The sequence below is a fragment of the Pseudomonas lini genome (assembly GCF_964063345.1).
Lineage (GTDB): Bacteria > Pseudomonadota > Gammaproteobacteria > Pseudomonadales > Pseudomonadaceae > Aquipseudomonas > Aquipseudomonas lini_B.
On record NZ_OZ061318.1, the window covers coordinates 6,001,165 to 6,014,410 of the forward strand.

At 58.0% G+C, this 13,246-nt stretch carries 13 protein-coding genes and 1 pseudogene; 11 read left to right on the plus strand and 3 right to left on the minus strand.

The window, feature by feature from the left end; translation table 11 throughout:
* The 4 genes from AB3226_RS27390 to AB3226_RS27405 all read left to right on the plus strand — a co-directional run bounded on the left by AB3226_RS27390 (position 1) and on the right by AB3226_RS27405 (position 5,163).
* Positions 1–975, plus strand: coding sequence for an enoyl-CoA hydratase/isomerase family protein (locus tag AB3226_RS27390; protein ID WP_367375310.1), 975 nt, complete (start codon positions 1–3; stop codon positions 973–975).
* 5 nt (positions 976–980) lie between these two features.
* Positions 981–1,889, plus strand: a complete 909-nt coding sequence (locus AB3226_RS27395) for an alpha/beta hydrolase (protein ID WP_367375311.1) — start codon at positions 981–983, stop codon at positions 1,887–1,889.
* Between the two features lie 48 nt (positions 1,890–1,937).
* Positions 1,938–3,398 (plus strand): class I adenylate-forming enzyme family protein, encoded by a 1,461-nt coding sequence (locus tag AB3226_RS27400; protein WP_367375312.1) that lies wholly within the window; start codon positions 1,938–1,940, stop codon positions 3,396–3,398.
* A gap of 61 nt (positions 3,399–3,459) precedes the next feature.
* Complete coding sequence (locus tag AB3226_RS27405) at positions 3,460–5,163, plus strand: GMC oxidoreductase (protein WP_367375313.1); 1,704 nt, start codon at positions 3,460–3,462, stop codon at positions 5,161–5,163.
* Positions 5,164–5,256: 93 nt separating this feature from the next.
* On the opposite strand, the gene AB3226_RS27410 is transcribed toward AB3226_RS27405, so the two are convergent.
* The gene (locus AB3226_RS27410; RefSeq protein WP_367375314.1) at positions 5,257–5,940 is read right to left on the minus strand and encodes a TetR/AcrR family transcriptional regulator; all 684 of its coding nucleotides are present in this window, start codon (positions 5,938–5,940) and stop codon (positions 5,257–5,259) included.
* A 197-nt stretch (positions 5,941–6,137) separates the two neighbouring features.
* On the opposite strand from AB3226_RS27410, the gene AB3226_RS27415 reads away from it, so the two are divergent.
* The 4 genes and pseudogenes from AB3226_RS27415 (at position 6,138) to AB3226_RS27430 (ending at position 7,893) form a co-directional block, all read left to right on the plus strand.
* Positions 6,138–6,593 (plus strand): DUF2147 domain-containing protein, encoded by a 456-nt coding sequence (locus tag AB3226_RS27415; RefSeq protein ID WP_367375315.1) that lies wholly within the window; start codon positions 6,138–6,140, stop codon positions 6,591–6,593.
* Positions 6,594–6,659: 66 nt separating this feature from the next.
* A pseudogene (locus AB3226_RS27420) lies at positions 6,660–6,830 on the plus strand (alcohol dehydrogenase catalytic domain-containing protein); the annotation flags it as partial.
* Positions 6,796–6,984, plus strand: a complete 189-nt coding sequence (locus AB3226_RS27425; protein ID WP_367375316.1) for a zinc-binding dehydrogenase — start codon at positions 6,796–6,798, stop codon at positions 6,982–6,984. The pseudogene AB3226_RS27420 and the gene AB3226_RS27425, both read left to right, overlap by 35 nt.
* Positions 6,985–6,996: 12 nt before the next feature.
* On the plus strand, positions 6,997–7,893 hold the full coding sequence (locus tag AB3226_RS27430; protein ID WP_367375317.1) for an alpha/beta fold hydrolase: 897 nt from the start codon (positions 6,997–6,999) through the stop codon (positions 7,891–7,893).
* A 128-nt stretch (positions 7,894–8,021) separates the two neighbouring features.
* Here AB3226_RS27430 and AB3226_RS27435 read toward each other — a convergent pair whose 3' ends face one another.
* Positions 8,022–8,600, minus strand: coding sequence for a TetR/AcrR family transcriptional regulator (locus tag AB3226_RS27435; RefSeq protein ID WP_367375318.1), 579 nt, complete (start codon positions 8,598–8,600; stop codon positions 8,022–8,024).
* A 217-nt stretch (positions 8,601–8,817) separates the two neighbouring features.
* On the opposite strand from AB3226_RS27435, the gene AB3226_RS27440 reads away from it, so the two are divergent.
* The 3 genes from AB3226_RS27440 (at position 8,818) to AB3226_RS27450 (ending at position 11,741) form a co-directional block, all read left to right on the plus strand.
* Positions 8,818–9,912: an alkene reductase gene (locus AB3226_RS27440; protein ID WP_367375319.1), complete on the plus strand. Its 1,095-nt coding sequence runs from the start codon at positions 8,818–8,820 to the stop codon at positions 9,910–9,912.
* A 68-nt stretch (positions 9,913–9,980) separates the two neighbouring features.
* A complete protein-coding gene (locus AB3226_RS27445; protein ID WP_367375320.1) occupies positions 9,981–10,769 on the plus strand; it encodes an SDR family NAD(P)-dependent oxidoreductase in 789 nt (262 codons plus the stop codon).
* Positions 10,770–10,874: 105 nt separating this feature from the next.
* Positions 10,875–11,741 (plus strand): alpha/beta fold hydrolase, encoded by an 867-nt coding sequence (locus AB3226_RS27450; protein ID WP_367375321.1) that lies wholly within the window; start codon positions 10,875–10,877, stop codon positions 11,739–11,741.
* Positions 11,742–11,766: 25 nt separating this feature from the next.
* On the opposite strand, the gene AB3226_RS27455 is transcribed toward AB3226_RS27450, so the two are convergent.
* Positions 11,767–13,134, minus strand: coding sequence for an OprD family porin (locus AB3226_RS27455; protein ID WP_367375859.1), 1,368 nt, complete (start codon positions 13,132–13,134; stop codon positions 11,767–11,769).
* Positions 13,135–13,246 lie beyond the last annotated feature (112 nt).

Consider the following 13,246-nt stretch of genomic DNA (forward strand, 5'->3'; position numbering starts at 1 on the left):
ATGACGAAGATGCACACACCGCCCGAGTACCTTGATATGGAGTCCTGTGGCTCTGTGTTGATTGCGCGGCTGGATGGAGGTCCACACGGGCTGATGGGGTTGGACATGGCCAATGAGCTTGCGGCGCTATTGGACAAGCTGGAGTCCGATACTACGGTAAAAGCGGTGGTGCTCACCGGAACTCATCCTGAGCGTTTCATCGGTCATGCAGACGTTCGTTGGCTGCAGGAAGGTGGGAAGAGTATCCCGTCGGTCGGGCGCAGCATGGCCTCGGCGATCGCTCAAACCGCCAAGACCGTTCGCGGTATTCCGCCCTTGGCGGCAGTTGCGTCTCTGACACCGCTGGATGGCGGGATGCAACTCGACAAGTTGCACGACACTTTTTTACGGATGAACCGCAGCGGCGTCATTTTCGTCGCCGCTCTGAATGGGTCTGCGCTGGGACTTGGCAGCGAGCTCGCGCTAGCGTGTGACGTCCGCCTGATGGCGGATGGCGATTTCTTCATCGGGCAGCCCGAGGTGCTTCTTGGAATCCTTCCTGGTGGCGGAGGCACTCAGCGATTACCACGACTGGTCGGCGCCCATCGCGCGCTGATGCTGATGCTTGAAGGTCGGCCGGTGTCGCCACAGAAGGCGCTCGAAATTGGATACATCGACGAAGTGGTTGCTCCAGATGCACTGCTTGATCGCGCCATCGAGCTGGCCGGGTATCTGGGTTCCCGACCCAAAGGGGCAATTGAGGCAATCAAGCGAGCCGTGTACTTCGGTGGGTCGGCCACCCTTGATGAGGGGTTGCATATGGAGCGTACCGAATTCATCAAGATCTCGCCGACCGAGACGGCGCAATCGTTGATGGTCGAATACCTTGAGCGCACCGATCGCGACGGTGGGGTGCCGTTTTACAACCCGTCCATTTTTGAGCAAACCCTTGAGCAAGGCTCTTTGCCCCGGCAAAACAGGGGAGGGAGGAGATGAATCAAATGTCACCGCTTACCTACCATTTTACTCGCCAGGACGTTCGCTTTGACTCGGGCGAAACCTACTGTTCGGCCTGGCTTTACCTGCCGGTCGGCGTAGAGAAACCGCCGATCGTAGTGCTCGGTCACGGACTGGGTGCGGTTCGCGAAATGCGCCTGGACGCCTTTTCCGAACGCTTCGCTGCTGCCGGAATCGCTACATTGGCCTTCACCTATCGCTATTTCGGAGACAGCGGTGGTCGGCCCAGACAGTTGATGTCTGTGAAGCGGCAACTGGCTGATTGGGATGCAGCGCTGGACTTCGTCAAGGGCTGCGCGGAGGTCGATGGGCGCCGGGCTGCCGTATGGGGAAGCTCGTTTGGGGGAGGGCATGCGATCACCGTGGCCAGTCGGCATCCCGAATTATTGGCGGCCATCAGTCAGTGCCCCTTTACCGACGGTCTGGCTTCCGCCGCCGCACTGGGTGTAAAGGGATCGCTGAAGGTAACCCCGGTGCTCTTGCGTGATTTTGCGGCCAAGCTGCTGGGACGCCCGCCCGTGATGGTGCCAATCGCTGCCGCTCCCGGTCAGCCAGCCTTGATGAATGCCCATGACGCCTTGCCGGGTTATCTGGCCCTGATGCCAAAGGGGATGGTGTTCGTCAATCACGTCGCCGCGCGAGTGCTCCCGGAGATCATGGCTTATCGACCCGGACGCTCCGCCTCCAAGGTGAAGTTCCCTATCCTGTTCTGCGTAAGCACCACTGACACCGTCACGCCACCGGAACAGACGATCGCCTTGGTGCGCAAGGCGCCGCATGGAGAAACCAGGCTCTACGCCGCTGGGCATTTCGAGTTCTACATGGGTGACGCGTTTGAAGAACTGGTGGCGGATCAGACCCGGTTTCTGACCAAACATTTACTCGGTACTTAAGCCTACTGATTCGAGCGTTTCCGTCATTTTTCAGAGAGAACAACAATAATGTGCTTTTCCAAACTTTCAGACTTGCGCGCGGTGTCAGAGCCTGATGCTCTGTGCGTCGCTGACGACTCCATCAGCCTGACTAACCGGCAGTTCCATTCCAGAGTCCTCGCGGCAGCGGGAGTATTCGCGGACAGGGGGGTGGGCGTCGGAGACATCGTTGCGCTCATGTTGCCCAACCAGGTGGAATTTGTGGTGGCAATGTTCGCCGCCTGGCGTCTGGGGGCGGCGGTCACGCCGATTAATCCTGGGCTGACCAGCAAGGAAGCCACCCATCAATTGGTTGATTCAGGAGCGAAGCTGCTCATCAATGTCAGTGGCGAAGCCATCGTCCCGAATCTGCAATCCCTGCCTGTCGCCACTCTGGAAACGGGGACGCCCTACACCGGCGTACCTTTTGAAGAGCCTGCAGCGCTGGCACTGCTGATCTACACCAGTGGCACTACAGGCTTGCCGAAGGGTGTGATGCTCGATCACGCCAATATTGAAGCGATGTCGGAGATGGGCCGACATTCGCTCAAGGTTACGGCAGCGGACCATTGCTTATTGATACTGCCGCTATTTCACGTAAACGGCATAGTGGTGAGTACTCTTATCCCGCTATCAAGCGGAGGCCGGGTTACGATTCGCAAGCGGTTTAACGTCGATACGTTTTTTGAGGATGTCGAGTGGCTTCGACCCACGTACTTCTCCGCAGTGCCCACCATCTACGCGATGCTTAGCGCGTTACCCAAAGAGATCAAACCTTATACCTCCAGTCTTCGGTATGGCATCTGCGGCGCGGCACCTGCCTCGGCGGAACTACTTAAAAAATTTGAAGCTCGTTTCGGTTTTCCGCTGCTCGAGGGATATGGGTTGTCCGAAGGCACCTGCGCTTCGACCATCAACCCCTTCGATGGCCAGCGCAAGGTCGGTACTGTCGGGCTGCCTTTCATCGGGCAACGCATTGCTATCGCCGATCCGAGTGGTGTGCATCTGGCGCAGGGCGCCACTGGCGAGGTGCTGGTGCAAGGCCCTAACGTCATGCGCGGTTACCTTGGAAAACCCGAAGAAACAGCGAAGACCATTGTTGGTGGCTGGTTGCACACCGGCGACATTGGGCGGATCGACGAGGACGGTTATCTGGCCATCGTCGGCCGCCTTAAAGAGATGATCATTCGCGGTGGCGAGAATATCTATCCCAAGGAGATCGAAGATGTGTTGTTCGAATTTCCGGGCGTTCTCGAAGCGGCAGTGATCGGTGTTCCCCATGAGACCTTCGGCGAAATTGTTGTGGCTTACGTCGCGTTTCGTTCGGGATTCGCCGGTACTCAAGAGGACTTGAATGAGCACTGTACTGACCGGCTGACGCGTTACAAAAGACCGTCCACGATCAACATTATCGATAGCCTGCCAAAGAACGCCATGGGCAAGGTCGACAAGCCAAGGCTGCGCAAGATGTGGACCGAGTGGGTCGATTGACGGGTAATTCCCTGATGGACATCAGGCGGCAAAGCAGCTGGCACGTAGAGGGGGACACACTATGAAAGACACCGACTTCGACTGGCTGGTGATCGGATCGGGATTTGGCGGCAGCGTCTCTGCGCTACGCCTCGTGGAGAAAGGCTATCGAGTGGGGGTACTTGAGCGCGGACGGCGCTACCGCGACGAGGATCTTCCCGCGTCGGCCTGGCAGTTCAGCAAATACCTGTGGGCACCCGCACTGGGTTTGAAAGGCATCATGCGCATGTCGCTGTTTCGCCATGTGTTCTTTCCCAGCCAGTCGGGTGTCGGTGGCGGCAGCACGGTGTATGGCGGTGTGTTGTACCGCGCCAAGCCAGAGTTCTTCGAAAACGTGCAGTGGCGGGAGCTCGGTCACTGGGACAGGCTATTGCAGCCTCACTACGATACGGCCGAGCGCATGCTTGGGGTAAAGACAGTGCCTTTCGACTCGACGAACCAGCAACTGGCCCGAGAGATGGCGCAACACTTCGGAACCGAAAACACATTCACTCGCGCACCCACCGGAGTGTTCTTTGGCGAGCCGGGCAAGACTGTCAAGGATCCCTATTTTGGCGGGGAAGGGCCTGACCGTACGGGGTGCATACGCTGCGGCGCCTGTATGGTGGGATGCCGCGTCGGTGCAGTGAACTCGCTGGTGAAGAACTACCTGTGGTTCGCAGAGAAACGTGGCGTGCAGATATTCGCCGAGCACGAGGTCGTTGATGTGAGCCCGCTCGGGGCCGTCGATGGCAGTGAAGGCTACCGTGTGATCACTCAGCGTCCCGGCGCCTGGTTCTTCCGTGATCGTCAGACGTATACCGCTCGCGGCATTATCTTCGCCGGCGGGGCTCTCGGTACCAACGAGTTATTGGCCAACTGCAAGCATGGCGGCTCGCTGCCCCGGATCAGTGATCGTCTCGGTGAACTGGTGCGCACCAACAGTGAATCGGTTCTGAATGTGCGCCTGCCCGAGGACCGCAAAACCTGGAACGATGTCACCGCCAGCAGTAGTGTGCACGTCGATCAGGATACCCACATCGAGTTTCTCACCTATGGTCGCAATGCCGACTTCCTGAGCCTGCTTTGCACACTGCTGGTCGGCAAGGGTAACCGCGTGACGCGGCCATTGAAGTGGCTAGGGAATATCGTGTTGCATCCGGTGCGATGGTTCAAGTCACTGTGGCCATGGGGCTGGAGCCGAAACATGGTGATGCTGCTCGTAATGCAGACATTGGACAATGCAATCGCACTACGCCCCAGCAAGCGTTGGCTGGGCCGCGGCTACCGCCTCGTCACCGAGCAGAATCGCGACAAGCCAAACCCGACGTACATCGAGATGGGTAACCAGGCGGCCCAATGGTTGGCCAGGCACACCGGCGGAATTGCTCAGAGCAACGTACTGGAAGCGCTGGGCAACATTCCGACAACAGCCCATGTATTGGGCGGCGCCGTCATAGGCATCGATGCCCAAATTGGAGTGATTGATCAGAACCTGCACGTTTTTGGTTACCAAAACATGTTGGTGTGTGACGGCGCCGCGATGCCTGCAAATCCTGGGGTTAATCCTGCGCTGACCATCACGGCACTCGCCGAGTACGCCATGGCGCAGATTCCACAGGCTAATGATCAAAGTATTCACGGACGAGGTGAGACGGTAACCAGGGGGCAGTCTGGTGTCGCGTCCAGCCATACCGATGATTATCGCCTGGCCTCGATACAGATCCCTGTCCTGCTGCATAACTGAGCATTCAGCCGCAAACGGCACGGCCGGTTCCTCCTTTATTTGGGCGAACCGGTTGACCTGTCTCTGTTGAGCTGAAGCACCCCGCAGGGTTTATCAAGCTTCTGTCGGGCTTGTCCACTCGGCAATTACGCCAGCAGTGGAGGATTCCACTTTTTCCCGCTTCGCTCCCAAGCCGACAACAATGTTGTTGCACGTCGCTACCAGGATCTGCGAAGCAGGATTTTCCATTCCTGCGAAGTGGCCGGCGAGTTCGAGCATGATGAATCCATGCGCAGCACTCCACAGTTGTGGCGCGATGAACTCAGGCTCGATTTTGCGAACGCATTTGGCCTCAACCAATCGAGCGCACGCTTTGACCAGAATCGCGTACGTCGCCTTGAACGCTTCCGATTGTCCATCCGCAATCGTTGTCATGGTGCCCCGTGAGGGGCTATATCTGCCGTCAATCGAAAGGCCGAACATCAAGTCGTAGAGGTGGGGATTGTTTCTTGCCAGGTCTCGACAGGCCAGGAGCATCGCACATAAGTCGGTTATCGGATCGTCCGTGATGGGCACACGCTTGAACACTGTAGCCAACCGCTTGAATCCCTCGTCAGCGACTGCTTGTAGAAGTTCAGGCACGCCGCCGAAGTGCGTGTAAACCCCCATGGTCGACAGGCCGGCTTCGTTTGCTACCGAACGGGCCTTGACTTCGGATGGGCCGCTAGTCGCAAGCAGACGGATGGTCGCTTCGACAAGGCGGGTGGGGGCATTAGGGAGTGAGTTATCAGTGGTCATATTGCAATAGTGCCATAACGACGTTATGTTTAACAAATAACAGCGTTATACAGCTGGCGCGACTGGAAGCTTGCTCGGAAAGCGATCTGAACACAGCAAGCGCAATCCGATAGCCGTGAGTCACAGGGCCAATTTCATGCTCTGAAAATGGCATCAGGCCGACGAAAAAAATTCGTTCAATCATGAGGATTCAGACAATGCGTACGCTCAAAACAGGTGTTTTCGGACTCGTCCTGGCAGCAGCGATCATGTCGTCGGCACTGTGGGCAGACGACAATTCGCCGGTTGGTCTTTGGAGAAACATCGACGATGTCAGTGGCAAGCCGAGGGCATTGATCCGAATCACTGAGTCTGATGGCCTTTTGAAGGGCAATATCGAAAAAGTATTTCCCGCGCCGAGCGAAGATCAGAATCCCAAGTGCGAGAAATGCGAAGGCATGAACAAGAATGCGCCGGTGGTCGGGCTGACAATTTTGACCGGTTTGCAAAAGGATGGCGAAGAGTACACCGGTGGCCAAATCCTCGATCCGGATAACGGCAAGGTCTATAGCAGTAAAGTCTACCTGACCGACAACGGCAAAAAGCTCAGCGTGCGCGGCTACATTGGCGTGCCGGTATTAGGGCGCTCACAAACCTGGGTACGCCAGGAATAAGGAAGCACGATGAAAGCATTCATTATCGATCGCTAGGGAAAAAAGGCTACGTTACGGGCGACCGAAATACCAGAACCTGAATTGGGCAAGGATGATGTTTTAGTCCAGATCCATGCGGCGGGTGTGAACCCTCTGGATTTAAAAATCAGGGACGGTGAGTTCAAAATGATTTTGCCTTATCGCGTGCCGCTTATTCTGGGAGATGATCTGGCCGGGGTCGTCGTGCGGGTTGGCTCACGCGGAGCAACTGCATGAACTTACCGCGCTCATCGATTCGCGGGTCATACGTCCGGTGGTGGATCGGGTTTTTCCATTTGAATCGACCCCGGATGCCTTGGCCTATGTTGAAACCGGTCGCGCAAAAGGCAAGGTCATCGTCAAGATCAAATAACGAGACGACCCCATGTTCGAAAACTTCGAAACGCACCGAATTACCGTAGGCGATGTAGAAATTGCCTGTGTTGCAGCGGGTGAAGGCGAACCGATATTGATGCTGCACGGTTTTCCGCAAACCATGGCGCTCTGGGCGCGTATCGCGCCTGGGCTGGTCGCGCGTGGCTATCGGGTTGTCTGTGCTGATCTGCGTGGGTATGGCGCATCGGCTAAACCGCCGGCTCAACCGGATCTATCGAACTACGGGTTTCGGGCCATGGCCGCGGATCAGGTCGGACTGATGCGTGTACTCGGACATGAACGGTTCCATCTTGTTGGACACGACCGTGGCGCGCGCACTGCACACCGGATGACACTGGATCATCCAGGGGTGGTGGCGAGCGTCACGCTGATGGACATCGTTCCTACGGCTGTGATGCTGACAGATCTGCGCAAGGACGTAGCCCACAGTTACTGGCATTGGTTTTTCCTTTCTCAGCCCGCACCCTTTCCGGAGCGCATGATTGAGGCGGATCCCGATTTCTTTTTCGAGAGCTGCCTATTCGGCTGGGGGGCCGCAGGGCCGGAGGATTTTGATGCTGACCAACTGGCGGCGTATCGGAAAGCCTGGCGTGATCCGGCAACCATCGCGGGGTTTTGCAACGACTATCGCGCCGCACTCACTGTGGATCTGGAAGACGATATGTCCGATTCCGGACGACGCATCACTGCGCCCGCGCTGATCCTCTATGGCGCCTCAGGTGCGATGGCCAAGCACTATGATTTACCCGCCACGTGGGTGGATCGCTGCACAGTGATGGAGGCTTCTGCGATAGTGGGCGGACATTTTTTTGCTGATTCCCGGCCGGACGAGGTCATTGAGCGAGTCGCCGCATTTTTGGCAAGACATCCCCTGCAGTCTTGCTGAATACCTCTCCATACATTGATGTCCGCGCCTACCATGCCTGGTGGATAGCGTATCAGTGATGCCGGCTGCGAATGGAGCCGCTCCATGGGGTACGCGGCAACTGCTCGGGATTGCCGCTGAGGCAACGACTATGTGGACTGCGACGGTGACCGTGTCGCGAGAATTTTTTCGCGGCAGACCTCCAGAATCTCATCCGCCAGCGGGGAATCATCCGGACAAGCCCGCGACAAAACGACTGCGCCAATCGCATGGGCAAGCATGTCGATCATCTGCGCTCGCACTGTGTGCGGATCCACGTCGCCCAGCGAGTCCACAGGGTCAAGGGCTGCCAGCATGCTTTCGATCCCGTCAGCAAACGTTGCCTTGATCTCCTCTGATTGACGCGCAGCGTCCCCGCAGAGAGCTGCCATCGTGCAGCCAACGTTGCGGCCGTCACGGTGAGCCCGTGAGACGTAAAGATTGACGAACTCGGTGACGTCGAGACCTGCGCTATTGACCAGGCTCTGCGAAAGCCCGCTCGCCGCTGCTTCAGCCATCAAATCGGCTTTGGAGCGAAAGTGCTTGTAGAACCCGCCATGGGTGAACCCGGCAGCGGCCATCAGTTCCGCCACCCCCACACCGTCATAGCCGCGCTCACGAAACAGGGCGGAGGCCGTCTCGACGATGTGCGCCCGATTCGCCTGTGCCTGCGCTTTGGTGACTCTCATACCCACATGCCTCTTTGAATCTGCTGTCAGACGGCCAATATACATTGATGTCAATCATCATCAAAGTTATTGACGATTAAGATTGTGATCATCATCATAACGGCTCGCTAACTTTTGGAAGGGCTCAGGCCATGAGCGACGCCCACCTGAAAACGCCAATCGTATGGCGATGCGCACTCGCAACAACGACCATCAGTCAACGTGGGAGAAACAAGCTATGACCGAAAAAACTTTATTTGAGCCCTACATCCTCGGTTCCCTGACGCTCTCCAACCGGGTGGTCCTGGCGCCGTTGACGCGCAACCGTGCCGGCGCGGGATTCGTTCCGAGTGAGTTCGCTGCAACGTATTACAGCCAGCGGGCGTCGGCCGGTCTGCAGATTTCCGAGGCCACACAGATTTCGCAGCAAGGGCAGGGCTACCAGGATACGCCCGGCATCTACTCGCAAGCGCAGATCGACGGTTGGCGTGAGGTCACCGATGCCGTCCATGCGAAGAACGGGAAAATTTTCCTGCAGTTGTGGCACGTCGGGCGCGTTTCGCATGTTGATCTTCAGGATAATGGCGCCGCCCCGGTGGCGCCCTCGGCCATTCGGGCCGCAACCAAGACGTTCGTCAACAACAGCTTTGTCGACGTTTCCGAGCCTCGGGCGCTGGAGCTCGACGAACTGCCCGGGATCGTCAACGATTTCCGCCAGGCCGCGGCAAATGCTATTGCCGCAGGCTTCGATGGCGTTGAAATCCATGGCGCCAATGGCTATCTGCTGGACCAGTTCGTCAAGGACGGTGCCAACGTACGTACCGATGCCTACGGCGGTTCGATCGAAAATCGCGCTCGACTACTACTGGAAGTGACGGCGGCAGTGGTGGACGAGATCGGTGCCGAGCGCACCGGTATTCGTATCTCGCCGGTTTCTCCCACCAATGGTGTATCGAGCAGCGATCCACAGGGACAGTTCGACTACATCGTCGACCAGCTCGACGCCTTGGGCATCGTCTATCTCCATGTCGTCGAGGGCGCGACCGGCGGGCCGCGCGAGGTCGCGCCGTTCGACTTTGATTCCCTGCGCCGGCGATTCAAGAACACCTACATCGCCAACAATGGTTATGACCTGGATCTCGCTGCCTCCCGGCTCACCGAAGGCAAGGCAGACCTCTTCGCGTTCGGGCGCCCATTCATTGCCAACCCCGATCTGGTGGAACGTCTGAAAACCGATGCGCCGTTGGCGGCGTTCGATCCGACCACGCTTTTCGGCGGTGGTGCTGCGGGATACATCGACTATCCGGCCCTCGCTGACGCCAGCGCCCTGTAACACTGGCGCGGTATCGATTTGTACATTGCATGCCCGCCATGGGTTCATCTGATCAAGAGAGCAACTACATGACTACCCATCCCGCAGTCCTCATTACCGGCGCTTCCTCCGGCATCGGCGCCACCTACGCCGAGCGCTTCGCACGTCGCGGCCACGATCTCGTGCTGGTTGCCCGCGACAAAGTGAGGCTGGAGACACTTGCGGCTCGCCTGCGCGAGGAACACAGCGTCGCTGTCGATATTCTCCAGGCCGATCTCACTCAGCCCGGCGACTTGGCCGTCGTCGAGACGCGCCTGCGCGATGATTCGCGAATCGGCATCCTCATTAACAACGCCGGGGCAACCCAGTCCGGCAGCTTCATCGAGCAGGCGACCGACGATGTCGCTCGGATCGTCGCGCTCAACACGACGTCGTTGGTGCGACTCGCCAGTGCAATCGCCCCGCGGCTTGCGCAGGCCGGTGAAGGCGCGATCGTCAATATCGGTTCAGTGGTTGGCTTGGCGCCGGAGTTCGGCATGTCGGTCTATGGCGCCACCAAGGCTTTTGTGTTGTTCCTTTCCCAGGGACTGAGTCTGGAACTCACGCCCAAAGGCGTCTATGTCCAGGCGGTGCTCCCTGCCGGAACCCGCACCGAGATTTGGGGGCGTGCGGGCATCGACATCAATACACTGCCGGAACTGATGGAGGTGGGTGAGATGGTGGATGCCGCGCTGGTGGGCTTCGATCGGCGTGAGCTTGTGACCATCCCGCCACTGCACGACGCCAGTCGCTGGACCGCACTGGATGCCGCGCGACAAGCGCTCATTTCAGACATTAGACAAGCGCATGTAGCAGAGCGGTATCGCACGCCCTCGTAAATATTCCGGCGATGCAGAGGCAAGGGCGTCATCACTTTCAATCGACGTAAAGCAGACCGGGGCCTCCCAGGACGCCCGGTCCACACCAGACGCATGGAGTAAACAATGACCCATTCCGACAATTATCCTGGATCGGGTACGTCCTACGTAACTGCCGCGAACCGCTCGATCAATGTCGCAGGGACTGTGTTTGCCTACCGTGACCTGGGGCCTCGCAGTGGCGTGCCACTGATACTTCTCAATCATTGGGGCGCGGTATTGGACAATTTCGACCCGCGGATCATCGATGGTCTTGCCAGTAGACATCGCGTCATCGCCACTGACTACCGGGGGATTGGCGGGTCGGGAGGAACCGCGCCCGTGACCATCGATGAGATGGCGCGGGATGCGATAGCTTTGATCCACGCGCTGAACTTGGAGAAGGTTGATCTAATCGGTTTTTCCCTTGGCGGATTTGTGGCGCAGGACATCGTGCTGAAAGCACCCGACCTGGTACGCAAGCTCATTTTGGCGGGTACGGGGCCGGCGGGCGGCAAAGACATTGACAAGGTAGGGGCGGCATCCTGGCCATTGATGATCAAGGGCTTGCTGACGTTGCGCGATCCGAAGTTCTATCTGTTTTTTACCGCCACGGCCAATGGTCGCCAAGCCGCGAAGGCCTTTTTGAAACGACTGAAGGAGCGCAAAACGGATCGGGACAAGGGACCCACGCCAAGTGCCTTTTCGCGGCAGTTGAGGGCGATCAAAGCGTGGGGGCGGCAGGCGCCCCAGGATCTCGGCAATATCCAGAGCCCGGTACTGATCGCCAACGGTGACAACGACATCATGGTGCCGACAGTGAACTCTACTGATATGGCGCGCCGCATCCCGAGCTCGCAACTGATCATTTACGAAGATGCCGGTCATGGTGCGATTTTCCAGCATCACGCCAATTTCGTGTCGAGGGCGCTGGCTTTTCTCGATAAGGCGTGACCCTGAGCTCCATCAAGGAGAAAGCTCAAAGTGATCCCAGCTTGAGCGGGTACTCGATAACCACATAAGTCCGGTCGATGTCATCGCCGGCCTGAGCGTTATTGGCTCGATGCGTCACATGGGACAGCTGCACGGACAAGTCCTTGGCCCGGCCCGATTGCACGATGTAGCGTAGGTCTATATCGCGTTCCCAATGCCGGCCGCCATCCCCTTGTTGGGGTTGGTAATCGCCGGAGGTTGGGTCGAACGGGTTATACGCACCTCGCTTGGGTGCCTGGGTACCATCGATGCCACGCCCGGTCACGTAGCGGGTCATGAACTTCAAGCCAGGCAGGCCGAAAGTGCCGAGGTCGAAGTCGTAGCGCATCTGCCAGGAGCGTTCATGGGGGCCGTTGAAATCAGCGTACTTGATCGAGTTGGCCAGGTAGATGGAATCACCACCGACGAAGTCGAAGGGCGTGTCGCCGTTGATTTTCTGATAGGCGAGGGTGAAGGCTTGGGCCCCGATGGTGTATTTGCCCGACAGGCTGTAGGCGGTGTTATCGATCGCCCCTGCCACGGCCTCGCCATAGTCCTGGGTGCGGTAAAGATTGCCGTCGAAGAAAAAGCCGGGCTGTTTCAGGTGCAGGTTGGCGTAGTACTGACGCCAGGTGTCGCTCAGTTCCGAGGCATAAAGGGCGCCGCCCACCAGGCGATCCTCGAACAGGTTGACCCCGATAAAATCAATGCCGCCCGTACCGGTGCTCACACCGTAGCCGGAGAAGTCGCCCTTGCGGGTGGACGCATCCTGATTCTTGAAAGCGGTGAAGTGACCGGCCAACAAATGCATGTCGTCGATTTCACGGCTGTCGATGAACAAGCCCGTGGCGTATTCCGGTTGCAGGCGTTTGTCCGCCGTGTCGAACACCGGTGTTTCCACAGTCATTTCACCGAACGCCAGGGTGGTGCGGGAGGCTCGCAGCTTCAAGGCTCCACCACCGCTGGAGTAGCTGTCTTCGCTGCGACCGTCATGATCCAGAGGTAACAATCCCGTCCCGGAACGTCCCTTGCCGCCGTCCAGTTTCAAACCGAGAAATCCATGGGCATCGATACCCACTCCAATCATGCCGGGAGTGAACCCGGATTCAAACGAGGTGATGAAACCTTGAGCCCATTCCTGTTTGTAACTCTTGCCTGTCGGCGAGGGCGATCGATAGTCATTGTTGAGGTAGAAGTTTCGGCTGAGCACCTCAAGCGTCGACCCTGCCAGCAAACCTTGTGCGGTTTGTACGGGCTCGGCGGCTATCGCGGTTCCGGCGGTGCTCGTGAGCAACATGCACAACCAGAAGGGCATCAGGGGGCCAGTCGCGTTGCCCGGGCCTTGAATTGCAATAAGGTCGTTGGATGCATACATCATATTCATTCACCACGCGAGAAGTGGCTGCGCAGCCAGCGAGTCGGACGCCAGTGGCCCGGCATCTTCACCGCGGAGAAGGTTCCCCGCAGTGAAGTTGGCTTAAGTCCGG